This is a genomic window from Limnochordia bacterium, from assembly GCA_023230925.1.
Lineage (GTDB): Bacteria > Bacillota > Limnochordia > DUMW01 > DUMW01 > JALNWK01.
The window spans coordinates 1-26012 of record JALNWK010000042.1; the positions used below are offsets into that span (position 1 = coordinate 1).

The following is a 26012-nucleotide window of genomic DNA, read 5'->3' on the forward strand; positions in this document are numbered from 1 at the left end:
ATATCTGCAGGCATAGTAACCTAGAATTAGAGCGGTTTGAGAGACTAGTCGAAGTTTTACATTTCAGTCTTAGCTTGGAATTGCTGATCTTTGTAGCCTATTAAAACCGGGGAAATTTGGGTTATAATCGCTGGGATCACATTTGTCAACCAATTTGTGCTACCCTTGCCCAGTTCTTCCGACATCTATCGGACATTCGTGTGAGCAAGGTTAGAAGATATTTTGCTAGCTAGATATACAGGGTAATATAAGAAAGATGAGATGTAGGATGGGCCTCCCAGGCAAGTTCAAGGACGCGTCCTTAGCTTAGAGAGGAACTCTTGCCGGAACTTGGCGACCTTTGGTGCAATAACCATGGCACAGTATGGTTTTGTAGGATTGTTTGTGAAATACCGATGATGGTAGTCTTCTGCGGGATAGAAGCTGGAAAAGGGAACAAGTTGGGTGACTAGAGGGGCATCATAGATACTCTGTGCCTCAAGCTCTTGGATTACCCCTTGGGCAATGTTCTTTTGCTGGTCATCGTGATAGAAGATCACGGAACGGTATTGGGTTCCTCTATCAGCGCCTTGACGATTGAGCGTGGTTGGGTCATGGATAAAGAAGAAAACATGCAAGATGTCGCGATAGGTGATCACCCCTGGATCAAAGCTAATCTGTACCACTTCCGCATGTCCTGTCTCCCCAGTACACACATCCTGGTAAGTCGGGTTAGCCGTGTGTCCTCCGGAATAGCCACTTTCCACTTGGACCACTCCTTTTAGGTCCTCATATACGGCCTCAAGGCACCAAAAACATCCACCGCCGATGGTTGCTAGCTGCAGCTCCATTTCTGATCCTCCGTAAATTTGGGATTCTTACAGTAGTCTTGCTTAATCACAGAGCAGGTATGCGCGTCGTATCCGAAACGAGTGGAGGGGGACGGAACATCCCCTCTTATTTACTCCTGCTCATCAGCTTCATATAACAGATCGATGAGGGCATCCTCAAGTTCATCAAAACGCGCATCATCCTCTTGCTGCCAAGCCTCTTCGAGGGCAGAAATGACGTTTTTAAGTTTCTTCGCTAACCTTGGATCGACTTTATCTATAGCCGCCCGGGCTTCCTTAACCAATTCCTGTGTGGCAACGGGCAACTCACCACTGGCATATTCGGCACTTGCCATGGCAGCCCTGGCTCTGGCAATTTCCGCCTGACTCATCCGCTCCTTGGCATCGGTAATCGTAATCGCTTTCTCTTTGCCGCCTGTCTTCTCAGCGGCACTGACTCTTACGATACCGTCTATGTCATAATCGAAGTTGACGATAATCTTCACTTCACCGGCTTTCCCATCTGGCAGATCGGTTAAAGTGAAATTGCCGAGGAACACGTTTTCGGAAGCAGTCTTCGATTCACCTTGATAAACCTCGATCTCTACTGCCTTCTGATGATCATGGACCGTGTAGTACACCTCGGACTTTGAGCAGGGAATCGGGGTGTTTCTCGGGATGATCACACTAAAAGCATCGGGATCCGGAATACCATAGCTAAAATCTAGGCAGGATACTCCCAAAGAATGGGGAGCCACATCAACTAGAATCTTATCGATCTCTTCGCCGGCGATAATGCCCGCTTGAATCGCCGCCCCAATCGCTACACACTCTGCTGGGTTGATCTCTCGGTCCGGTTGCTTATTCAACTCCTCGGTTAAAATCTCGCTGACTAAAGGAATTAGAGTGGAGCCACCCACAAGCACCACTTGGTCAATATCATGATGATCTAGCTTCGCATCTTTTAAGACCTGTCGGACACAATCAACGGTACGGGTCAGCATATCTTGAATCATACTATTGAAGTCCATCCGAGATAGTTCATAGCTCAGATTCAAGGGCTCTCCATCCTTTTGAGCTAAGAAATTCTCGGTTATCTGTATATATGGCCGATCAGACAACTGTATCTTGGCCAGTTCAGCAGCCCGAACTAGGCGGCTCTCACTGCGACGTTCCTTCCGCAGATCAATACCGTGTTCGCTCTGAAAACTTGTGGCAAGTTGTTGGACGATGGCCTCATCAAAATCATCTCCACCGAGTTCATTGTCCCCTGAGCTAGCAAGTACTTCGATAATATCACCGTTAATCTCCACAATCGACACATCAAAGGTGCCGCCACCGAGATCATACACCAAGACCTTGGCGCTCAACCGATCGGTCATGCTATAAGCTAAGGCTGCCGCGGTGGGCTCATTTATAATCCGTACCACCTCTAAACCGGCTATCTCTCCAGCATCCTTGGTGGCCTGGCGTTGAGCATCGGAGAAATGAGCTGGTACAGTAATGACGGCCTTTTCCACCTTTTCTCCTAACTCCCGCTCAGCGCTTTCCTTTAGTTGGCGTAAAATGAAGGCAGAGATCTCTTGGGGAGAATAACTACTCTTCCCAAGGCTAAAGTGTTGATCACTCCCCATATGGCGTTTAACAGACTTTACCGTCCGTTCGGGATAAAGCAAATACTGGTTTCGGGCCGGTTCCCCCACTAGGATCTTACCTTCGTTATCTATTCCTACCACCGAAGGCAACAGCGGCCTGCCATTGATCATCACAATACGCGGTTTCCCCCGATCAATGTAAGCTACTGCAGAATTCGTTGTTCCCAAATCAATACCGATGATTTTACTCACAAACAGACTCCTCCTCAAGATGTGACCTTGGCAGTGTATTATCCTCATCATCGTTTTTATCCAATACGCTGGATTCTGTGGAGTCCTCTTCTGCAAAGTGTTTCGCCACGACTACTTCGGCATACCGGATGACCACTCCAGCGAGGATATACCCGGGCCGAGTCACCTCTATGACCATCCCCTGGGGAGCATCCCCCGCTGGTACGGTACCAATTGCCCGATGCAGTCCAGGATCGAAGAGGTGTCCCTCAGCAGGGATTCTTTCTAGACCCCGAATTAGCAGAACCTCCTCCGCCCGCTCATAGGTTGATATCAATGCTTCACACCAACTAGTGGGAGCTTCCATGGTCTTTAGCAGATGAATGCCATCCCACAGCTGATCTAGCACAGCCAAAAACTCCGCAACCATGCTGGTTTCTACTTTCTTAGTAATGTATTCTTCTAGCTCATGGCTTGTCCGCCTTACTTGTTGCTGGCTTTGCTCTAAGACCTCTTGTGTTAGCTCTTGCTCCCGTTCCCACAGCATCGAGGTCTTAATCTGCTCTTTATTAATTCTCCGCAGCATTTTAGATAGGTCGGCAACAGTCTCTTCAAGTTCGACCACCTGTTCAGTCAACTGATCGTTCTGCTCCAAAATATGCTGTAGCTTCTCACTCCTCGCTGGACGACGGGTGAAGAAACCGATTAGTCTATCCCACACAAACATGACCTCTTCCACTACTTAATTTCCTTCTCTAAACACTCGATGGAACGGGCCTTAGGCACTCGGCTAAAGGGGCCAAAGGGATCCAGCTTGACCAAGCCTTCACGAGTTGGCGCTTGATGACGTTGCGGCTTAGTATCAACTGCCAGGGGTGACCCGGGCTTGAACCCAAAGCGAAGTAACGCACGGGCCTGTGCTGTAGGATCCTTCAGTTCATCGTAGGCGCTCCTGATCTCCTTGAACTTCTCGGGATCACTTTCTGGACGATGTACCTTAATCAACTGTAGATAGGCAGTTTTGATCTGCTGTTCGTCAGCACCAGGGTCAACCCCTAAAACGATGAAAGGGTTTTGTCGTATTTCACTCATTAGAATAACGAGCTCCTCCTCACAATGTCTTCAACTACTTCTGCCATCGGTGAATTCGGATGATTATCCAACCACTCCTCTAAGTATGCAATCTCATCGAAATACAAGCCCAAGCGCCAGAAATTTCGGGCGCAACATGCAAGCTGCACATGTATTCTAATATCATCCGGATGGTGTTCTAGGGCAGATTCAAGCGTGTTAATCGCCTTCTCAAACCGATAGTTTTGTTCCCAAAGCTCAGCTGCTTCAAGCCAAACCTCAGGAATGTGCCATCCCTTTTCCAGGGCCTTGTTTACCTGGTAAGTGGCCCGGCTCACATGCTCTCCATGCTCAAGATAAGCATTGGCGATACGTAGACGAACAACAGGTTCTTTTTCATCGGCTATACGGCAAGCCTTCCGGAAAAACTTGCTGGCCTGATCTAGGTCATCTCTTTGTAGCTCAATAGCCCCTATCCCAACCAATATCTCTGGTCGGTCTCCATGCTCTTTATCAATTCTTTCAAGAAGCTCCGCTGCCAAGTCCTCTTCGCCTTCCTCTGTATATACAACATAAAGGCAAAGCGGTAATTCGGGATCATCGGGCCTAAGCTCAGCCGCCTTTAGAAGCCGTTCTAATCCAATCTGGTCATCCCCATCCTCCAGGTTCTTCTTCCCGATAATGCTATAGAATTCACCTAACACCGCCTGCAACTTGGTATCGTTGGGATGCCTTTCGATAAGTTCTTGGATGGCCGCCAATGCCTCTTCGTCTTTGTCCTGCACCTCCAAGGAACAGGCAAATTGGATCACTAACTCAGGATCGTCTGGATGATGCTGTATGAGGGTACGTAGAATACGTCGCGCCTTGGCAAACTCCAAGTTCTCTAGATACCAGTTCATGAGGGGTTTGCCAATTTGTCTGTTGTCGGGTGCCAACAACGCCGCCTTCTCCAATTCCGCAAACCCTTCGGAGGAGTCCCCTATATCCATCAACAACTGAGCCCGATGCCGATGGGCCTCAATGATCAACTGACGAAGAACCGAGTTGTCCGGTTCATCTCGATATTGATTCCGCCACGCACTAATCGCTCTGCCCCACCAGGCTATTGCTTCCTTGGGATCAGCTAATTCCTCGTAGGCGATAGCTAGGTAATGACAGACCTCTGCCCGGCGATAGCGTAAGCCCAGAGCCTTGAGCACATCAATCACTTGCTTGTATTTCTCCTGCTGCAGCAGTTCCCAACCCTTATGTAGCTCAACTAGATAAAGATTCTCTTTGGCAAAGGAATCATCACCCAATTCGCCCCAAAGAGCCGAGGCTTTGTCCAGATCATCTCGTTCGTAACACTCCTTTGCCTGTTGGCAGACAAAATGGTACTTCCACTGTGCTGCTCTTTCCTGATCCTTAAGGTCTGTCACCAAACGTAGCGCTGCTTCGTACCTTCCTTGTTGATCATAGATCGCAATGAGGCTTTCTACTGCTAGATCGGTAAGTGCTTCAAGACTAATACTCTCGACAGACCATCGTGCTACCGCAACTTCCGACGTGGTAGATACCGAAATAGTCTCCTTTCCAACCATCGCTAAGACCATCTCAAACTCAGCCATCGCTTTCTCAATCTGGTCAAGTTCTAGGTACAATGTGCCACAGACTGCTTTGATGTACAAATAGGACAGCCACGCTTTTTCCGAATTGAGGTCTTGCTTCAGTTGCTGCGCCCTTTGGTCCAACCAAGCACATAGATCAGTCGTAGCGGCACCATCTTTTAAGGCTTTCATCAACGGAAGTTGACCTAGCATTACGCTATCATCTTCGTATTCCATAAGGAGATCGTAAGCTTTTTGGGTCTCCCCTGTGGCTAGATAAAGCAATCCTAAGTGATACAAGACTTCATCTTGCAGGGGAGTACCTAGAAGGGACAGATAAATCTCCTCGGCCGCATCTAGTTTGCCGTCCAAAACATACCCTTGGGCCAAGTAGTACTGATACAAAGGTATATCTGGAGCACTGCGGACTGCTTGCACCATCTCGGAGATAACCGCCGCCGGATTATACCTACGCACAAATTGCATAGCCAACTGCAGGTGGGCCTCAGCCCTGATTCGTCGAAGCAATTGAGTTTGGTGTTCATCAACAGCATTCAGGCTTCTAATCCCGTTGACTACCTTCTGCCACTCACCATCACGGTAGAGAGATAGGATTTCCTCATATGTAACCGCATCTTTTTGTCTGTGCTTGCTCTTCTGTCGTTTTCGGGACACTGCCGTTCCTCCATATTAGTTTCCTAGACATCAGTCCAAAAGGTCTCATAGAACACTTTACCATAGACTACAATGTTAGTAATTACATGTCAATAATAAACATGATCTAGTATGAGTCAACGATTCACGGATACTGGCTGCATCTTTAAGTTTTGTAGGTTCAACAGCTGCTAAGCATACCACCTTCGTTGATCCTGTGCATTAAGTTCGACATACCCCCCAATGATATCCTTCCTGTATGGGCAATAGGTCTTTAGATATTCCCGGGTATACTTCCCGTACCGCATTTTCAGCTATTTCTTGAGTGAACCTAGGGTAAACAACGACATTATCGGTTACTTCCTGTAGGCATCCCGTATTACGCCAACACAACAGCTTCATCATGGCACCAAGTCCTCATGGGTTTGGCCATATGTGCTAATCCACCATTGATCAGGAGTACGCCCCAATGCGGACCTGACATTGACACAGACGGTCGTTAGGAGACCTACACTGGCATAGTGATCCAGATTAGGAACTAAAACATGCAAATGGCGGGTACATAAAAGAGGCAATAGAGGTCCTATGCAGACTGAATAGCACTGCTTGTAAGGATAGTACAGGGAACAGTCCTGACCCCTCAAGGGAAGCCTTTTTATAAATAGCAGTCATTTATCTGTTTGGCAAAGAGTACGATGTCTGGAATATTGTCTTTGAGGACTGCGTATACGATCTTAGGATCGATACGAAGATAATCATGTACAACAATATTTCGGAACTGGGCCATTGTTTTCATCCGGTCGGCAAGCTGGAGTTCGATGATACCTTGCTCATGGATCTGGAAACAGTCACTATTACTCTGTGGTTCACGGTATCCTTCGTAGGCAATGATATGATTTGCTATATCTAAACATCTCTCTGCAGCCAAATGCAGTGTTAGTTCGACATAGCGACGGAGAACTTTATCATCCAAAACCCCTCTAGAGGTATCTCATCCCTGGCTTGTCTGAGGTCAATCACATACTCCTCTAGAATTACCAAACGTCTCAGAATAACATCCTTATCGACCATTCTGCCCAAGACCCTCCAGTCTTTGCATGGCACACTGATGATAGAGTTCGTAGAAGGGTTGAAATGACGGGTTAGTCTATGGATCGTGTAATCTTTATCCATGAAGATGCCCACTCCTTTGTTGTCTCTGCCTAATCACGTTATACCAAGTAATTCCTTTCGGTAAACAAGAGACCATGAATAAGCGGACAACCCTTTGTACAAACACAGTCCTGTAGGATATTTTTACATCCAAGACCTAACCCTGATCTATTCTGCTACATATAGGCCTCTTCAGGCCTGACCCGCAGTCCGCTTTTTTGCCGTTTGGCGGGCACAATCTCAGGACGTAATTCCCCGGTCTCTTCTAACCTTTTTAACAACCGGTTCCTCATCACTTCTGTCACTTCCTTATGGGAGTCTAATCCTATTAGATTCCGTAGTTCGTAGGGATCCGCCTGGAGATCATATAAGCAGTATTCATCATAGCTATTAGAAGATGAATCTCGCCAGGGATCTTTATCCAAAGCGGCAACACAGTACTTCCAGCGTTTGGTTCTTATGGCGCGTGCTACCATGGATTCGCTGATCTGCACGAATACCTCTTCCGGCCAGGAATCACACTTCCGATTAAGTAACTGCCAAACTGACCTTCCCTGCATCTGTTCTGGAACCTCTATTCCCGCGGCATCCAGTAGAGTAGGTGGCAAATCAACTGTGCTGATCAGTTCCTGAACCCGACCACCACCAAAGAACCCCGGTCCACTTAGTACCGTGGGGACACGAATCGAGCTGTCATGGGGTGAACGCTTGTATTCCCCATTTCGGGTTTTGAAATGACATCCATGGTCAGAAGTAAAGAGAATAATGGTATCATCAAGGAGCTCCAGACTCTTCAAAGCATCAACAATCCGGCCTAATGCCTCATCTAAACGCTTTACCATTCCATAGTAACCAGCTATATGTTGATGTGTTGAACCGCCTAACGCGGCAAGATCCGGCGGGATCCATCCACCTATATACCGTTCCATATAACCATCGGGGGCTGGATAGTCATCCCGCTGATTCTGAAAGTGGGGCTCTAAATAGGAAATGAACAGGAAAAATGGATTATCCTTATGCTGTGCATCATCAATAAAGCGTATAGCAGCATCGGTAAGAGCATCCACCCGATACCCAGGCAGTCTGACTTGACGCCCGTGCTTATCAAAAAGCACAGTATCGTAGGCATCAGATACCATTTCCAACAGGTTTGCACCGAGCCAGTACTGGTATCCCCCCTGTTCCTCCTCACTGACCGGATCCGCCTTTGCCAGATGCCATTTCCCTATATACCCGGTGTAGTAGTCCGCTTCGTTAAAATAGTGGGCCAACGTCTTACAGGATTCCGGTAGGGGAATACCATTTCTATAGCACCCCGTGGTTGTTGCGTACATCCCGGTTTGTAGGCAGGCCCGAGCAGGTCCACATACTGGTTGCGTTGTGAAACTATGATACAAGTGAGTGCCGGCTAACGCCAGTCTATCTAAATTAGGAGTAAGGTTTAATGGATTACCGTGGATCCCTGCTGTATCCCAACGTTGTTGATCGGTATAAAACACCAAAACATTCGGTTTCCCTTTGGACATTCTTCTCCTCCTAAATGTTTTTTGACCTGCTTGGAGTAAGCTGGGGAAATCCAAACCTCCCCAGCTGGTATGGGTTCTTTGCCGGTTCGCCCTCTCCCCTGGACCAGATAATGCTAGTCTAGAAGCTCTAGACTTGCCCCATCTACCACGCCGGAGAGGCGTATAAACCCAAGTTGTAGCTCATCTGTGGGCAGGTCATTACCGGTAAAGACAATGCGGAAGAACCCTGCAGGTACCTCTTTTGGTACGGTACCAAGGACATCTAGCTTAAACCACTGGTTATCATCGGTTGATACAACAGGCCTGTAGGACACATCGACCCAAGACTCCCCGTCTACAGAAAGCTGCATCAAAACATTGGCCTCAATCGTCGTAGTCGTAGCATATAGCGTGACCGCATACTCATACAGATTCGGCATGCTCCAGATTAAATACTGTTCCTCGTCATTACCACGCATAATCCGGTCTCCATCGCCGAAAAACTGCTCTTTATTGTTTTGAGCATATACCCACCCGTCGGATTTCTCAACCGTTTTCAGCGAATCCCGTGTTCCAAACCAGGCAAGTTTTTGAGGGGGCAAGATGTGATCCTCTAACACTTCCCAGTTCCTGATTACAATGCGCTCCTTCAGTTCCGAGAACACACCGCCCACTGTGGTAGCATTGACGATCAAATCGTAGGCTCCATCCACGAATTCTAAGGTGTTCATCGGAAAGCAAAGCGGCAGGGATTCATCTGCGAACAGTATCTGCCTAGATGTCGGTGGTGTCTCAGTGGCTCCCAGATCTACCACAATTCTTTGCAACGCGGCAGTTACACCAACAATATCGCCTGGTGGAATAACCGGTTCAATAATAACATTCACCAGACCACTTAGTCTTTCTGCTCCCTGTTCACTACGTTTAGGCTGAGTCAGGTGAAAGTGTTCCACTCTAAAAGTAGCTTGATGGTGGTGTTGTTCACCTTGATCATCGATGATGGTTGCAGTAATCTGATGATTTCCCCTGGCAAGCTCCGCTGGTTTTAGTACCAGATCTACAGGAACCCTTGCTCCCTGATACACTTCTTCACCATCGACTGCAATGCGGACTCTCTCCACGACCAGTTCCGGTGCCTCTATCTCCACAGGAGTCACACAGGTTAGGGTCACCCCTGCGAGATGACCAAGGGCACCCATGATCTCCTTGGTGTTTGCGTCTGTTAACGACCAAATCGGTCGGGTTAAATCCGGCAAATGAGAAATCTGCTCGTTCGTTCTTTGTGTAGGTATTAGTCCCCACATTTCGAAGAATGGACCTAGATTACGATCTGCCACCTGGGAACTGGTCGCAATGAATGTCTGGATCTTATCATGATCATTTGTTGGACGCTGCCACTTGGGCATCTCCCGATAGGTCCGATGGAGTGTGGGGTAGAAGTCATCCCCAAAGGCGAGGTCTAGCTGCCAGAACATCACCAATTTCACAAATAGATCGTCAATCTTGTTGTAGTCCTTATCCGGCTGATTCAAGTAAGCAAAGGCCCGATCATAACATCCTTCTTGCTCTAACCTAGTCTTGTTCCCAAAATGCTTTTGAACATGCAAAGAGTAGATATTCACCGTTACTTCACCCACGCCATCCCACTTCCACGGGCCCTGTTGATAGGTATGTCCGAGTTCATGCCAAGGACCCCAGCCATTTTGGGTGAAGCGTTGGGTGTTTAGTATCGTCTTCATCGCATCGGAATTGTATCCTGTATGGTTATAGAACATGTACATATAGGTTCCTGGAGAATTGTTCTCCCGCATATGCTGGCGGTACTGACTCGGTCTATGCCTTGGGTCTGGGCTACTCTCATCTAGCCCCGATACCCTGTTTTCCACCTCTATGGCCTCATCAATACACTGGAGCAACTTGATGGGATCATCGATATCTTTAGCAGTATTGTAGCTAGCCGTGATAAACACCCGTTCTCCAACCAATTCGATCGCGGGAATATCCTTGTACTCTTCAAGCATCGCATACCAGTCTTCTAGGGTATGTTCGCCTAAAACAAAGTAGGTAAACTTCTCTCCGCCTTCAATCGTGACGACAGGTGGGGTACTCGTCTTGTCGCTTTCGTTAATGAGGTGGACGACTCCACCCTGGGGAGTGGAAATGACATTCTTACCTTCTTTGAGGGGGATCCCGTCCTTGTTCCCCTCAACATAGTGCTGTAGTATCGGGTCAGATATGACAACCTGGGGAAATACCTTTTGATCTGTGGAACTTACGGCAATAATGATTGGTTCATCAGGCTTCTTATATACACCCGTTGGTAAATACCTACTTGGTCCACCAAAAAGCTTGGTTTCCCGATCAACGGCAAGAATACCCCTTTGATCAAGTACCATGGTTACTATTTGCCCATCGTCATCACGCTCCTCCTTGGCATATACCACTAACCCCATCGTGCTGCAGATGAATATGCCACACAGTAACAGTACTAAGCCTAACTCAACGTAGCTCATCGGTTACCTCCTTTTGTCCTTTGATCCCAAAACCAATAACACCACGACTCCTTCGCCCGATTCATCTTGTGTGCGGTCCTCTCTTACGCGTTCATCCGCTAACCTCGCCTTTGTCCACTAAGTAACAGCTGAGGTCTGCTGTCTATACACCACGTAATTGATTCTGAAAGGTACTCTTGCAAGCTCTAAGCTCAAGCAACGCGCATAAATCAAGACATGAATAATCGATCGATCCAGATGGATACTATCCAGACTCCGTACTTTGCATTTTATGTTTAGTATAAATTGTATTCCAGATGTGCTCAAGGTTGACATATTAATCATTTGTCGCGATTTGAACATCATCTAGGAATGGCTAGCAGGCCAGGAATAAGAAGCGCTAAATATTCGAGTAAAGGTTTTCTCCCAAACCGTATTCTATCAATCATCATCCCAGGGGCAATCCTCATCGCCGACTTCCCTGCGTTGTCGCAGTAGCTCAGCCTTAAGCTCCTTCACCACATCCTGATATGCCGGCTCATGATATACATTGAAAAGCTCAAAGGGATCTGCTTGCAGATCAAACAACTCCCACTCGGGAGTCTTTGCTTCGTCAATGGTGCCGCCACAGTCCCGAGCTTCACCGTAGTAGTAAATCAGCTTATAGCGATAGGTACGTAGCCCGTAATGGGCATAAACATAGTGATCCCCTAAGTGCATCCAATAGCGGTAATACATCGACTCCCGCCAGTCTTGAATTGTTTCTCCCCGTAGAAGCTGCCGGAAACTCCGCCCTTGCATGACGTTCGGAGTTTCTAGTCCGGCGTAGTCTAGGAATAAAGGAGCAAAATCGATGTTTAGAACCATCGCATCCAGGGCAGATTGTGGTTGAATCTCCTTTGGGTAACGGATCAAAAAAGGCATCCGTAAAGATTCTTCATACATAAACCTTTTGTCATACCACCCGTGGTCTCCCAGAAAAAAGCCCTGGTCCGAGGTATAAATCACAATCGTATTTTCAGTAAGGTTTTCCTCATCAAGGTAATTAAGCAGCCTGCCAACGTTATCATCGATAGAAGCAACACATCGTAGGTAGTCTTTGATATAGCGTTGGTATTTCCACTTCTTCAGCTCCTGGGGATTTAGACCGGCTGGTGGATCGATTTTTGTATCTCTCTTGTACAGATGCTCGTCTATGCGCATTTGCGCTTCCCGAGCTGCAGTAGCCCGATTAGCATAATCATCATTGAACGTTTCCGGTTCGGGAATCTGGACATCCTCGTACAAATTGGCATGCTTCTGGTCAGGAATCCATGGACGATGGGGTGCCTTATGATGCACAAGCAAGCAAAAGGGTCTGTTAGTATCTCGCGACTTCAGCCAACCCAAAGACAAATCGGTGATAATATCTGTAACATATCCATGATAACGTCTCTTTTCTCCCATCTCGATCATTTCCGGATCATGATAGGCCCCCTGACCTGGTAGCACATTCCAGTAGTCAAATCCCTGGGGATCACTGAAACCACCATGTCCTAAATGCCACTTACCAATAATGCACGTTTGGTACCCTGATTGCTGTAGTAATTTGTCAAAGGTCAATTGTCTTGCATCAAACCGATCCGCTAAAGTCCTGACCCCATTGATATGACTATGTGTACCTGTAAGGATCGAAGCTCTACTAGGGGCACAGATCGAGTTAGTACAAAAGCAATTATCCAAACGCATACCCCCATTGGCAATTCGGTCAATATTCGGTGTCCTATTGATCCTACTCCCATAGGCACTGATGGCATGGGCCGCGTGATCATCACTCATAATAAAGACAATGTTTGGCCTTTCACTCATTGAATACCTCTCCTTTTTCCATCCCCAAAAGAACATAACCCACACGCCAAGATTGCATCGCCTCCTTCTTTCCAAGAGACACCTAGCAAAGATGAAGATTCATCTACCCCTGTGTGCAGATAACTGAGTATTCTTGCACGAAATGGTTTGCTTCTATGACCAGGATTGACCTGATTAAAATATCAAGTTATTAACCTAGTCGATGATCAGCGAAACTGCGAGAATGAATACAGGACATATACTACAGGGTATCTGGTTAACATTTCGTTGCTTGCAAGTAAAATCCTTGCTCAAAGGACATCATACGGATCGTCAACTCACTCCCCTATATTGCATTTGCCCTGTAGACAGGCCCTGTGTTGCCTAGTCAACTCAACCAACTCATGACCTCGGTATATAAGTTCGTGTTTGTCCGACCGGGATTTTACTTAGAGCTAGCAGAGAACACCCCTACCTTCTGCTAGTAGTCGATATTTGCGCGGACTTCCGCTGTCGAGTTGTGGTCTATGCCGGGCAGGCTTTGCTTCGCCCGAAACGAAGCACCGGTGGATGTTTAAGCTATATTGAACAGACCATTTCTTATTCACCAGCAGTTATGGCCATGCCCTGCTCGCATACTCGGTGCTTTCTTAAGGAAACAGCGTAAGACTTGCTGCATCCACTACACCTAGCAATCGTACATAACCTAGTTGCAATGCCTTTGGGGGAATACTCTGGTTAGTAAATAGCAATCGGAAAAATACCCCGGACTGTTCCTGCGGAACCGTACCACAAACATGAACCTTAAACCATTGTGACTTTGGATTCTGTGGATAAACCACACTCACGTTGTAGGGCAGAGCGGTCCAACTGTCGCCGTCGCTAGATACTTGCACAATGACATCATTTTCTATTTGCTGATTTTCCGTATACAATACCAGCTCATATGTGCATAGATTAGGCATTTTCCAGGTAAGAAACTGCTGTTCACCCCCCTTTGGCATAATGCGGTTTGCATCACCAAAGAATAGCTCAGGCTCAGTTTGGTCATATATCCATCCATCGGATTTATCCACTGCCTTCAGGGCATCTCGCACACCAAACCAACCCAGTTTCTCCGGGGGCAGGATATGGTCCTCTAATATCTCCCAGTTTTTAATGACAATCCGTTCTGTTACTTGGTGTTGAATTCCCTCGCTGGTTTCGGCGTGGATGATCAGATCATAGGCCCCATCCTCAAGGTCTAATGTGTTTACAGATAGATTCAATGGCAAGGTTGTACCTGTAAACAAGTTTTTTTCAAACGAGCTAACATCGCTATCATCCATAGCATTCAATTTCACTACGATACGTTTTAGGTCTACCCTCACATCAACAAAACAACTTGCTGGGATAATGGGCTCAACCTGAATCATCATCTCACCGGCTATTTGCTCCGCCCATGGGCCTTTACGTTTGGGCTGTATTAAATCGAAATGCTCCACGTAGAATTTAGCGGTATCTCGATGCAAAGTACCGTGCTCATCAATGACTACCAGAACCAAGGTATGGTCACCACAGGATAACGCCGCCGGGTTGAGCACCAAATTTGTTGGAAGCTCTTCCCCTTGATAGAGCACCTGTTCGTCGAACAAAATTTGAACATGGGAAAAAGTCATTTCAGGCAGTTTTATTTGTACGGGGGTTACATCACTTAGGACTGTTCCGGCAAGGGAACTCAAAGCCCCCATGATCTCTTCGTAGTGCACAAAGCGGTCGATTGTTTCTTTGGCAGTTCTAGCCAAGGAATAGGAAAAATCATAGTCAAAATCGTTCTTGACCTGCCAATAGAAGACACCGCCAATCTCCTTCTGAATAGCATAAAGAACCTTATTTCTAACTAGGTTTGGCCCGTTAAAACCCCAGATGTCAACGGTATTGATCCCCGGATCTATGGTATGATCACCGATAGCATTATTTGCAGTGAGAAGCCGGTAGATGGTTTTCCAGTCAGTCTGGGTAGTGCAGTCTCCTTTCTTGTCTGCATACCAGGGAATACCCAAGACGATTTTCTCCTTTGCCACACCTCTTTGGTTGATGAAGGTGTCGATCGCATCCACCGCGCCGGCAAAGGTGGAATGGTTCTGGTCGGTACCAAACCAATCATAGGCCATGATGTTGATCCGGTCAAAACTGTTGAGCGCCTGTGTTGATAATCCCGAGTTCGGCGCCTGAGCTGTAGAGAATAGCTTACCCGCTAAATGAAGAGCCTCAGCCAACTCAATAACTAGGTTGTTATAGTCCTGCCATTGGCTGGCCGTTGCCGGATACTCCCAGTCAAGGTCCACACCGTCTAGGTCATACTCCTTCAGGTGTGCCACTACATCCGCAATAAACTGTGCCCGAACTGCGGGATCAGAAAAAGCATCTACTGAACCCCCTGGAGCACCGGCTTCGGGGGTACCATCGGGTCTTTGGGCGTCCTTCTGTGCGGTTATGGAAATCCATAGCCTGGGTTTATTCTCTCCCATGGAACTTTTCATCCATTGATACCAACGTTGTAACAAAACTTTGGCTTCCTCCGAATCTGGATCTAGGGTCTTTTCAAATCCACCGGTTCCGTCTCTTTCTTTCATAATGCGAAAGTTGCCATGTTTATCAAACTGCCAATTGCCGAGCATCGTTACGTCGGTAAAGGAATCCATTTTCTTAGGTTCTACAGGGTCCCAGTTAAAAACATAATTACAACCGGTAAAATAAGCCATGTTAATAAATTCAGTATCTCGGGAGATAGGCCCTTGATAGGCCACTGCGACATCTTTGATCTTAACCGCATCACCAACATAATCTTCGATCACCAAGCAAATTGCGTTAGTCGTGATCGTATCAAACACTCCTAAATGATAACTTTCAATTAAGTCATTCCCATAAACCTTAACCCATTCCTCCCCGTTCCAGGCATCTACTCTGAACTTACGAGTATTGCTACCCACCTCTTTAAGATGAATAATGTTCATGGTCCTCGGCTCATCAAAATCCAGTTGGGCTTCACTGCCCTTTTCCGTAATCAACCAAACGGTATCATCGTTTCCATCGAAAGCCTTCGCTGTGTTTTCGTTTCCAAATGAATCCGGTCGGGCTTCTGATACCATGAAATCGTCAGCAAAAGCAACTGAAGTTATCATCGCCGTTTCCTCATTTTCAGCGAAAGCTATGTTATAGGCCGTGAATACAAAGAAACCCACAAACAATGTTAAGCTTAGACAAAAGATTTTTTTCATAGCAAATCTCCTAATACAATATGGCTAATCATGAGTATAGCTTTTGAAAAAACACCCCGTGTAGCAGCATCTCCATGCCCATTTACTTATTCTTGCTCCGGTTAGTTCTAAGCTGAAGTCTCCTTTGATTCCCTTGTGCGTGTCCCCCAGTTAATAATCGGATTCGACATAGCCTATATGCCTACAATGATATCGGCAGATGCTCCTAACATAAATCAGGAGCATCGCCCGTAGACACCACCTGTACCAAACATGGATGTTAATCAAGGAAACCCTGCGATACCAATTCAGCTCTCAACAGGCGGTTTGCTTCCTCCAGTGCTTTTCGGGCAGGGGTCTCAAGGCTGTAAATACTACCGACCGCTGCATTAAAAAGCCCTTCAGCTTTGCCGATGATTGGGTGGGGTCTTAGCGAGTTAACCTCGTCTGCTTCTGCTAAACTATTGATGTACCAAAGAATGTTTGGATCATGGACATGGTTCGGTAGTTCCGCCATGAAGTCGGCGCCTGCACTCATGAATCCAGTTGCAGCAAATAAGTCCAGTTGAAATTGTACATCAGTTGCAAGAAACTCAATCAACTTCATACTCTCCTCGGTGTACTTAGCACCAACTGGAATACCAAGACCCCAGCCAAAAAGCTGTTGCGTCTTGAGGCCTTGTGCATGCGGCGGCCAACCGACGGTCACTTTAACATTAGGATCAACGTTGCGGATTTCCCCCGGAGCGTATAACCCGAGGTTAGTGGTGGCCACGGTTTTGTAGGCAATATCATACCATCCGCCTCCACCTTGAAATGATGGGTATTTACGATAAATCCGATCGACAAACAATTCAAACCCGTCGATGAACTCAATACTATCTAGCAATGGTTCGTTCGTTTCATAGTCTAACCAAGGAGCATTGAGCAATGGAGCCAGAACGAAAAGTCTCGAGTTTTGTCCGTTTCTAGGGTCATAGCCAATTCGAACAACATTGTCATCACTATCAAGAACGGTCAACTTATCGGCATAATTGAGAAACTCAACCCAGGTCAATGGCTGATTTGGATCAATCGAAATTCCGGATTCATCAAGCATATCCTGGTTCCAAACCAGCCCAATTCTTGGACCTGTTTCAAGAGCAGGAATCGCATAGGTATGACCGTTCCATATCCAATTTTCCCACATCGGTACGAAAATATCAGATTCTAGCGTCGTTCTGGCGATAAACTGGTCAAGTGATTGTAGATAACCAGCCTCAGCCAACTCTGCGACATTAAACGTATTAAAAGCAAGAATATCAGGTGGTGTGCCCGCAACAGCGCGTACCACAAACGCGTCCCATCCTCCGCCTTTTGTCCTCACATCGACTTTGATACCAGGGTTGGCTTCTTCAAATCGGGTCACACCCTCTTGGACGGTATCAATAACAACACGATGCCACTCATGTAATGAGACTTCCAGCACAATTTCCTCTTGAGCGAAAACCGATGTCAATGAAGTGAGAGTCATACTTAGTGTGATTACAAAGACCAATCCAAACCACTGATTCTGTTTGCTTAATAGCATTGTCTGTCTTGTCTCCTTCTCTATCTTAGTCTCTGTGTTCAAACTAACTAGGTCCCTACAGCCTCAGATTAGTCAACAAAGACAGGACCACAAGTTTTCGTCCGAGCTAGCTACATAGGCAAGCGGATCATGCTTTCTCAAGACTCGCCAGATCAAAAACCGATCTGACGAGTCCGTTCTATTTACAACAAGGAGGGGCTTGCCCGCTATTCTATTCCTGTGCTTGGCGTAACAACGCTGATACTTGCTCCTCTGCGGAAATCAAGTGATTCAAAATCGATGTCTCTTGGTTGATCGCTGCTGATAAACCACTACCGAACATAATGTTGTCTGAGCCCCAGGATAGTAGATTCTGCCATAGTGGAGCAAACTTACTGTTTGTAAACAATGGAGACCTCACCCCATATGGAGCTGCACCGTAAAGAACAGTTCCATAGTGACTTGTGTCCACATAACTGCCCAAACGGTCCCGCATTTGAACCATCCATTCATCATAGACCCCGCGCATGGGCACAAGATAGTTCCACTGTTGAGTAAAGAATCCCACTGCATTCTCAGGTTTGAACAACCACTCAAGAAATCGCCATGCCGCTTCTTTCTCCTTGGAGCATCTGAGAATCGCGGCACCATCCGTATGAACAATGGTAATCTGTTCATTTCCTTTCGGTAAGGGGGCATAGGACAACTGAAAGCCAGACGCTTTATATGTGTTCACCGTCCAACTCATGCCGTATTCCATAGCAGCAGTTCCTGCACTGACACTGCCTCCGGTATACGGGGCCCGCGCTATTGCAGCAAAGTATTCTACGGCCTCGACGGTTTCCGGTGCCGTTATTGTAAAATTTAGATCCTCATCAACCCAATCCGCTCCGAAGTACAATGGCCACAACTCTGCCACACCAACTCCGCCTAGCCCGTACTGGGTTGTTGATTCTAGTGTAGATTTGGTCAATTTCGGCGAGATCGCCTTGACATACTCCCAATTCCACCCCGGATCGGCATCCCATTCGGTCGGAAGCGCAGGTATACCTGCTTCTGCTAGCAGATTCGCGTGTAGACTAGTCCTGTAACTAGCCCCATAGATACACTACCTTTTTGAAACGACGCATTACTCTAAACGACATGACTTATGAGACGATCGGAGAGCCGAACATCTCGATAGGTCTGTCAAGTTATGCTCTGCCATCCACGTTTGTTCTTCATATATGCCTATGTCATTCTCACACCAGAGGAATAAAACACTGTACCTAAGTGGAGATCAGAACATAGTTTTGCAATCCCTCCGATAAGCCACACACAAAATAGCATTGATGATTCTGATAAACAGATGCCTGTAATTAACTGTACATCTGGTAGCGCTCGTTATGTAGTTCCTATTGACAAACCCGTGGTTCATGGAAAACGGTCTCTTATCTATATTTAACTATATCTTGTATCTAATATGTATTCAAGATTAGGTTATTAACCTCTTTGCGCCATTTGAACATTGGCTGCAAACGGATTATTCGATCACTTACAGCGGGACTGGTTTCGAAACACCATCTATCGTTCTACCTAAAAGAGCCGCAGAACGTAGAACAAAGGAACCGTCGAATTGGATGATCTTTAGCACAACCTTACGTATCCGTAGTATGAATCTACACCCAACATTTCCTCCTTCATATACCACGATTTCCTAGAAACCATGGTTCAGGAACATAGACTGGTACCACAATCCTGTACAAACTACCTCTCCACCATGGAACGACCTGTTTCTGAATCTAAATGCCATGGTTCATGACCGTTGCATAAGGGTTGTCGCGCAACGTCTATGCCACTTCGCCCTGGTATTTCATATTGAGAAAAGTGAGCATCTAGCTGCCGGCTTAGCTCCATTTTCACATCGGACAGACTTAAGTCATTAACCCGATTCACCCGCTCCCAAGGATCATTTTCCAGATCGTATAACTCATCGGGAAAATGTCCGTTTGGACCCGGATATCGTCGAATCAGCTTATACTCTTGCGTACGAATCATCCGGGCATTCCCATATTCACAAAACTGCGCAGTACGCCAGGGGGCACGATCGGATTCACCCCGGATCAATGGCAAGTACGATCTGCCAGGCAGGTTCAGTTCCTCCTCCAAATCCTTGGTGGCAACCCCAGCCGCATCCAGTAGCGTACGGAACAAATCACAGTGATCCACTGGCTCATTGCGCACAGCACCTGTTGGCAAGCCTTTCTTCCAGAACAGGAGGCAAGGTACCAAAATGGAATCATCGATGAAGTTCTGTGGTACAGTCGCATTTCCCTTACTATGCAAACCATGACGGCCGGTCATATGGCCATGATCAGACGTGTAGACCACCAAAGTATTTTCAAGTGCACCCATTCCTTCTAGCTCATCTAGGACCCGCCCGATTTGCTCATCAATGAAGCTTACCGCCGCATAGTACTGAGCAAGTTCCTCACGATGGTTCGTTACCGCATGGGCCCAAGGCGGGCAGGGTCTACCATGGGCCTTGGAGGGACCTTCATCCGGAATGTCCCGAAAACTGCACTTGCGGTAAGCAGATACCCAACGTTTGGGTTGATCTGAGTGGGGCGAATGAGTGTTCACGTAGTTGACAAACAGCAGAAACGGCTTATCCTTGGGTCTTTGTCGGAGAAAACTAATAGCTTGATCGGTCAAGAATGGCGTCTGATGCCCCTGCTGCTCAATCGGTTTTCCCTGATCGGAGAAACGGATCGCTCCGAAATGGGGATATTGATTCACCTGGTAACTAAACCACCGATCAAATCCGGGCTTTGGCTCACATCCCCTGCCACAATGCCATTTGCCAACCAAACCAGTGTAGTAGCCCTCTTGTTGCAGAAGCTCGGCGATGGTCACTTCTCCGGTTAGACCCGGATGCTCATTCTCTAAATCATGCTCCCGCAACCAGTCATGGATTCCATGCTGCGAGGGTAAACGTCCCGTGTACAAACACGCCCGAGCAGGCGAACACACTGGTGAAGGCGTATATGCCTGATTCATCTTCACACCACTAGTGGCTAAGTAATCCATGTTAGGAGTAATCAGTTCAGTATTTTCGTAGCAGCGGGCAGCCCACTGCCCATGATCGTCTGTCAGAAACACAACAATATTCGGTCGTTCACAACTCATATGGCCAGACTCCTCTCGATGACCAATCTACATTGCTAGTTGTTACCAGCACAGACTACATAAAGTTCATTAGCGTTCTTAGCTACGTACGCCTTCCATAAATGACTTCTTGTTTTTGCATTACAAGCCTCCTGAGCCGTTAGTCCATCTCCCTCTCCCAAGGGCACCGAATAAACACGTCAGCTACTATCGGAAAGAGAATGAAATATAGATGAAACTTGGACTGTGGGGTTTCCCAGACTATGCTTGGTCTGGGAAACCTCACACAAGGATGGTTCTACGGAGACTACGTCATATACCCTCACTTACGCAGAGACGAATCTCAGCCACCTCGACAAGCTCGAATTGCTGAATCCGCTTGTGGCCGACAGAAATACCATCACAAAGAACTTCCCAACGGTTACCAGGTAATAGACCCTCCTTTCGAATCTGCTCACCATAGCGGATATCTTCCATGACAACTACCTGGTTAACCTTTGCTGGTTCTGTTAGGGTAAGCGTAATCGTATGGCCTATTCCTTATACCCGTGCTAGCTGTCTGTTTTCATCTACGTTCGTGTAATCCACCCTCGCGAAGTTAGTCTTTGCTCATCTCCTGCAAAATGGCATTTACCCGACGATCAATCTCTAACACCGCTGTATCAACGGGAATCTCTCCATCTGCCGCCTGCTGCATCAATCGGCCGATGATGGGGTTTATTCCACCTAAGTTGCTTACGACTGGCCCAGGGAAAGTGTGTACCGATACAATCTTCGAAGCGAAATTCAAGACGGTACGATCCCTGAACCGGTCGAGTAGCAAATCTTGATAGTCTGGCAACGCCGGAATAAAGGCTGGAGTACGACCAGTGATCTCCACCATCCGATTGATTGAGTTCACATTATTCGCCAAGTATTTGAGAAACTCCCACGCCAGAGCTTGGTTCTTGGAGCTTGCCGGAATTTGATACCCTATTCCTAGCATGACTGTTCCATCATGGACTGGGCCCATGGGTAAATCCATGACACCCCAATCAAAGGAAACGTTAGCATCAGCCAGATTAGCCATCGCAAATGGTCCTTCGAACAGAAGCATAGGATTGTGTCCGGAAGAGAAGTTCCCACCAGAACTCGCCACCCTCTGGGCATACAGACTCACTAGAAACTCAAGTCCCTGAAGACTTTTGGCATCGCTGAGAGTAGCCATCGTTGGATCGACGTAGCGATCGAAGATCCTACCCCCAGCTTGTTCGGCAAAAGCGGCAATGCTTCGCTGCGGATTCAATGGCATCCATAGCGCCGGCCGGTCAATGATTCCATCGCCGTCTGTATCAGCGGACAACCAGCGAGTATACTCTTTTAGTGCAGCCCAGTTCCATTTGTCTCCTAGGGCCTCGGGCGGCTCCAAGCCAGCGTATTCCAAAGCATCACGATTATAATAGCCTAGGAAAGCGTTCGCATTCATCGGCAAGCCGAAAAGCTTACCATGCCAGGTAAAGGCTTCAATACGCGCCGGGGCAAAATTCTCAATTTGCACGTCCGGGTCATCCTCAATAAAGGTGTTAAGATCAACGAAGGCATCCCATTCGAAGTACGGTGCGCCTCCTTCAGCCCAAAGCTGCGTAATATCTAGCTCAACCCCACCTGCAAGTAGGACACCTACTTGCTCCTCATAGGCTCCTGATGCAGTCATGATCTCTACCTCGACATCCCATAGCTCGGAAAACTCCTCTGCCATTTCTTTGTGAAACTGTAAAAGCTGCGGATTGTTCTCGATCAGTACGACAATTTTCTCAGTTGCATAGACTGGTAAGACAAGACCAAAGACTAACATAAACACAATAAGGATTCCTAGATGTGTTCGTCTCACTGAAGACCTCTCCTTTCCTCATTCCATGGTGTCTGTTTCCACTTACTAGTTTCCAACTGTTCTGTCCCCTGCAGCTCTTTTCGCTATGTGTTTTGTGCAATGGATACTACGACAACCAAGAAAGCTCTTGAAACAGTGACTATATCTCTTATATTCACCCGTTATTCTAGCAAGGCGTCACCTTCCGCTTCTTCCAGTAAGTCGTATACACCCCCCGAAGCGAGATCATCATTGAGAAGGACTAAAACCACTCAATATACCCACGCTTTCATATTTAACCCGATCACCTGCTTGCCAGATCAATCATAGTAATTCCCTGCGTAACGCGGCTCGTACTAGAGCTAAACGAAAAAGTCCGCAGACATCGTCTGATTTAGCTTTGTTACATTTATTGTACCAATTGGGGGATCTGTAGAACAATGGACTCATCTTGCACAGATCGGACGTTTTCAACTCTGAGATTAGACATTGGGTCTCAGCACTAAAGCGAGCATGGAAAGAAAACAGACTTTATTCATTGGTCGTTGAAAAAGCTGAAGATGAAGCTAGCACTCGTGAATTGTTGACTCATACGAGTGATCGCGGATGTTTGACGGAAAAAGCCATGTTTGCTACTATTATGCTAGCTACAATTACACGTGCGTCTACTAAGTATTGGTTTCGAATATGTTGGTCCTACTTGTATATTAAGTGAATACGAACTGATGGATTACCTTTTTCACCTCTCAGGTAGTACTTTTTGCAATACATTGTTTCCGAATATATACAGCATTGCGAGGGGATTCCTTATGAGTAATAAGTTGGCAATACCTTCAAACGAGCAGTTGGCCTGGCAAGATCTAGAATTGGGTATGTTCTGTCATTTTGGCATAAACACATTCTACAATCAGGAATGGGGCAGTGGCGCCGAGTCACCAAGGAGGTTTAACCCCACGTCATTGGATGCCATGGATTGGATAGCCACAGCAAAAGAGGCAGGCTTTAAGTACTTCATCCTCACGGCTAAACACCATGATGGTTTCTGCCTTTGGCAGACCAGCACAACGAAGCATTCGGTAAAGTCCAGTCCCTGGAAGAATGGCAAGGGTGATGTAGTCGCGGAATGTGCCGCTGCCTGTAAAGAGCTGAACATGCCCTTTGGAGTGTACCTATCGCCATGGGATCGTAATGCTCCCTGTTATCACGATAAGGAAGCCTATGATGAGTTTTACCTAGAACAGCTCACAGAGTTACTCACCTGGTACGGACCGATGGTTGAACTCTGGTTCGATGGAGCAGGTTCTGAAGGACGTGAATACGATTGGCCCCGCATCATGGCCTTGATCAAAAAGTATCAACCACAAGCCATGGTTTTCAATATGGGAGCGCCCACGATACGGTGGGTGGGTAATGAGGATGGCGTTGCTCCTTACCCCTGCTGGAACACGGCAGCCGCGGCACGACAAAGTATGTTTACCCAGGACATGGCTAAATGGCTACCAGAAACACCAATGTGGATTCCCGCCGAGTGTGATGTGCCAATCCGCAAACAAAGTTGGTTCTGGCATCCTAATGATGAACATTCCCTGCGTTCTTTGGATGAGCTAATGGATATCTACTACCGTTCGGTTGGTCATGGCTGTAATCTTCTACTCAATGTTGCACCTGATGATCGAGGATTACTCCCCGAATTGGATAAGCAACGCGTACTTGAATTTGGAGCTGAAATCCGCAGACGATTCTCGAACCCGGTTGCACTAACCAAGGGAGAAGGCTATGAACTTGGGTTGGAACTACCCAAAGCACTCCTTGTGGATCATGTGATTCTAATGGAGGAAATCCGTCACGGTGAACGGATTAGGAAATATGAGCTGCTAGCATACACTGACACAGGTTGGAGTCTTCTTGTAGAAGGCAGTGCAATTGGCCACAAAAAGATGGACCGATTCCCGGAGCTTAGAACAGACAAGCTCAGGCTTGTAGTTCACGACGCTGATGACACCCCACTCATAAGGAGGTTTGCGGCCTTCCACGTTGCACAGGCTAAGGACGAATAATGATTTGATGTGCATCGTGTAGGTAAGCCTATGCCAGTTGAGAGTTCTCCCGACTTCGAGTTTAATTCCGCCGTAGATCGCACAGGCCTTGAGAGTTTTCTCGACCACACACTTCTTGAGCTTCATCTGGCAGGAACCTCGATTCACACTGTTCTTTATCCTGTCGATCGGCGCAAAGAACATATTCCGTCATATACCTTGTGGTTCGTTAAGGATGCTACGTATCTTATCGAGACTGAGAGTGTCCAGGGCGTGTACCAGGTGAACGGCGGAGTACTGTTTCGACCTGGTTCATTTTTTGCCCATCTTATTCGCCCTCAGGCTGTATCAATGCTGTATGTCCGGCTCAACGTACGCCTTTTTGGAGCCCTTGACCTGTTTCGCCTCTTTGAGTTCCCACAGGTCTTTGAGTTGCCTCACCCGAGTAGATCCCGCAAATACGCGGAGGAAGCGATTGAGGAATACCGTCTAGACCGCCCGGCCGCACGCATGGCCGGGCATGGACTCTTGCTGCAATCCCTTGCTTGGCTCATCCGGGAAGTATTCGCGCAGGAACTTCCACCAAGCATCATCGATCCACCAGTACTCAAGGCTATTCATCACATACATATGCATATCGATGAACCCTTACAGATTAGAGCAATTGCCAAAGAAGTAGGATGTCATCCTAGTCATCTAAGTCGTCTATTTCGTTCCGAGCTGGGCCAAAGCCCGGCGGAGTTTATCCGTCTAGTACGGATTGACCGCGCCAAGCGTCTACTGGTTGATACCGAGCTTTCTATCGCTCAAGTGGCTGAAAGGGTCGGTTATCCTGATCCGAGTCATTTCTCCCGCGTATTCTTAGAGGAAGTTGGTATGCGACCAAGCACATTCCGTACTACCGCCCAGCTTGGAGGCTAAGCCACAAGCGTATAGTAGGAATACCCAATCACTCCCCACCGTAGATCTTAGTATCATAGAGTCTGATAAAGGTACTCTTGCCCTTTTGCCTAATTCAGGGCTCAAAGGTATAGGCCGGAGTATGGTAGCATTGTCCCATACAGTGACTTATGTTGACCGTGAATCTCATAGCCCACAGTATATCCCGGACCAGTACATTCCTCAAAGAAAGCAACGCCATCGTAGGTTCATCTCCGTAAGTGTTGACCAAAATGAGTAAAAAAAGGACACCGGGTAATACTCCTAATAAGATAACAACCAAAAGGAGATGACCCGATGTCTACTATCAGTATACCCAGATTGTTTG

At 47.1% G+C, this 26012-nt stretch carries 16 protein-coding genes; 2 read left to right on the top strand and 14 right to left on the bottom strand.

What is annotated here, in order from left to right:
- Positions 1 to 287 precede the first annotated feature (287 nt).
- The 14 genes from msrA to M0Q40_09585 all read right to left on the bottom strand — a co-directional run bounded on the left by msrA (position 288) and on the right by M0Q40_09585 (position 22730).
- The gene (gene msrA / locus M0Q40_09520) at positions 288 to 830 is read right to left on the bottom strand and encodes a peptide-methionine (S)-S-oxide reductase MsrA (protein MCK9222839.1); all 543 of its coding nucleotides are present in this window, start codon (positions 828 to 830) and stop codon (positions 288 to 290) included.
- 110 nt (positions 831 to 940) lie between these two features.
- Positions 941 to 2656, bottom strand: a complete 1716-nt coding sequence (locus tag M0Q40_09525) for an Hsp70 family protein (GenBank protein ID MCK9222840.1) — start codon at positions 2654 to 2656, stop codon at positions 941 to 943.
- Positions 2649 to 3374 carry a nucleotide exchange factor GrpE gene (locus M0Q40_09530; protein MCK9222841.1) on the bottom strand — a complete coding sequence of 242 codons (726 nt, stop codon included), beginning with the start codon at positions 3372 to 3374 and terminating at the stop codon, positions 2649 to 2651. The genes M0Q40_09525 and M0Q40_09530 overlap by 8 nt, the downstream gene beginning before the upstream one ends.
- The gene (locus M0Q40_09535) at positions 3374 to 3727 is read right to left on the bottom strand and encodes a DnaJ domain-containing protein (protein ID MCK9222842.1); all 354 of its coding nucleotides are present in this window, start codon (positions 3725 to 3727) and stop codon (positions 3374 to 3376) included. The genes M0Q40_09530 and M0Q40_09535 overlap by 1 nt, the downstream gene beginning before the upstream one ends.
- A complete protein-coding gene (locus tag M0Q40_09540; GenBank protein ID MCK9222843.1) occupies positions 3727 to 5970 on the bottom strand; it encodes a hypothetical protein in 2244 nt (747 codons plus the stop codon). The genes M0Q40_09535 and M0Q40_09540 overlap by 1 nt, the downstream gene beginning before the upstream one ends.
- 634 nt (positions 5971 to 6604) lie before the next feature.
- Positions 6605 to 6922: a DUF86 domain-containing protein gene (locus M0Q40_09545; protein MCK9222844.1), complete on the bottom strand. Its 318-nt coding sequence runs from the start codon at positions 6920 to 6922 to the stop codon at positions 6605 to 6607.
- 355 nt (positions 6923 to 7277) lie between these two features.
- Positions 7278 to 8627, bottom strand: coding sequence for a sulfatase-like hydrolase/transferase (locus M0Q40_09550; protein ID MCK9222845.1), 1350 nt, complete (start codon positions 8625 to 8627; stop codon positions 7278 to 7280).
- Between the two features lie 113 nt (positions 8628 to 8740).
- Complete coding sequence (locus tag M0Q40_09555) at positions 8741 to 11119, bottom strand: M60 family metallopeptidase (protein MCK9222846.1); 2379 nt, start codon at positions 11117 to 11119, stop codon at positions 8741 to 8743.
- 420 nt (positions 11120 to 11539) lie between these two features.
- The gene (locus M0Q40_09560; GenBank protein ID MCK9222847.1) at positions 11540 to 12946 is read right to left on the bottom strand and encodes a sulfatase; all 1407 of its coding nucleotides are present in this window, start codon (positions 12944 to 12946) and stop codon (positions 11540 to 11542) included.
- 629 nt (positions 12947 to 13575) lie between these two features.
- Positions 13576 to 16185, bottom strand: coding sequence for a glycosyl hydrolase family 18 protein (locus M0Q40_09565; protein MCK9222848.1), 2610 nt, complete (start codon positions 16183 to 16185; stop codon positions 13576 to 13578).
- Positions 16186 to 16444: 259 nt separating this feature from the next.
- Entirely contained in the window at positions 16445 to 17734 is a 1290-nt protein-coding gene (locus tag M0Q40_09570) for an extracellular solute-binding protein (GenBank protein ID MCK9222849.1), read from the bottom strand.
- Positions 17735 to 17945: 211 nt separating this feature from the next.
- Positions 17946 to 18761, bottom strand: coding sequence for an extracellular solute-binding protein (locus tag M0Q40_09575; protein ID MCK9222850.1), 816 nt, complete (start codon positions 18759 to 18761; stop codon positions 17946 to 17948).
- A 698-nt stretch (positions 18762 to 19459) separates the two neighbouring features.
- Positions 19460 to 20881: a sulfatase-like hydrolase/transferase gene (locus M0Q40_09580; protein ID MCK9222851.1), complete on the bottom strand. Its 1422-nt coding sequence runs from the start codon at positions 20879 to 20881 to the stop codon at positions 19460 to 19462.
- Between the two features lie 577 nt (positions 20882 to 21458).
- Complete coding sequence (locus M0Q40_09585; protein ID MCK9222852.1) at positions 21459 to 22730, bottom strand: extracellular solute-binding protein; 1272 nt, start codon at positions 22728 to 22730, stop codon at positions 21459 to 21461.
- 788 nt (positions 22731 to 23518) lie between these two features.
- On the opposite strand from M0Q40_09585, the gene M0Q40_09590 reads away from it, so the two are divergent.
- Complete coding sequence (locus tag M0Q40_09590) at positions 23519 to 24766, top strand: alpha-L-fucosidase (GenBank protein MCK9222853.1); 1248 nt, start codon at positions 23519 to 23521, stop codon at positions 24764 to 24766.
- A gap of 30 nt (positions 24767 to 24796) precedes the next feature.
- The gene (locus M0Q40_09595) at positions 24797 to 25666 is read left to right on the top strand and encodes a helix-turn-helix transcriptional regulator (GenBank protein MCK9222854.1); all 870 of its coding nucleotides are present in this window, start codon (positions 24797 to 24799) and stop codon (positions 25664 to 25666) included.
- The last annotated feature ends 346 nt before the right edge of the window (positions 25667 to 26012 follow it).

What these genes read in the sequence shown, in the direction of transcription:
- M0Q40_09595 (MCK9222854.1), top strand. Translation starts at nt 24,797, where the DNA reads ATGCCAGTTGAGAGTTCTCCCGACTTCGAGTTTAATTCCGCCGTAGAT.
- M0Q40_09550 (MCK9222845.1), bottom strand. Translation starts at nt 8,627, where the DNA reads ATGTCCAAAGGGAAACCGAATGTTTTGGTGTTTTATACCGATCAACAA.
- M0Q40_09570 (MCK9222849.1), bottom strand. Translation starts at nt 17,734, where the DNA reads ATGCTATTAAGCAAACAGAATCAGTGGTTTGGATTGGTCTTTGTAATC.
- M0Q40_09560 (MCK9222847.1), bottom strand. Translation starts at nt 12,946, where the DNA reads ATGAGTGAAAGGCCAAACATTGTCTTTATTATGAGTGATGATCACGCG.
- M0Q40_09580 (MCK9222851.1), bottom strand. Translation starts at nt 20,881, where the DNA reads ATGAGTTGTGAACGACCGAATATTGTTGTGTTTCTGACAGACGATCAT.
- M0Q40_09555 (MCK9222846.1), bottom strand. Translation starts at nt 11,119, where the DNA reads ATGAGCTACGTTGAGTTAGGCTTAGTACTGTTACTGTGTGGCATATTC.
- M0Q40_09535 (MCK9222842.1), bottom strand. Translation starts at nt 3,727, where the DNA reads ATGAGTGAAATACGACAAAACCCTTTCATCGTTTTAGGGGTTGACCCT.
- M0Q40_09590 (MCK9222853.1), top strand. Translation starts at nt 23,519, where the DNA reads ATGAGTAATAAGTTGGCAATACCTTCAAACGAGCAGTTGGCCTGGCAA.
- msrA (MCK9222839.1), bottom strand. Translation starts at nt 830, where the DNA reads ATGGAGCTGCAGCTAGCAACCATCGGCGGTGGATGTTTTTGGTGCCTT.
- M0Q40_09565 (MCK9222848.1), bottom strand. Translation starts at nt 16,185, where the DNA reads ATGAAAAAAATCTTTTGTCTAAGCTTAACATTGTTTGTGGGTTTCTTT.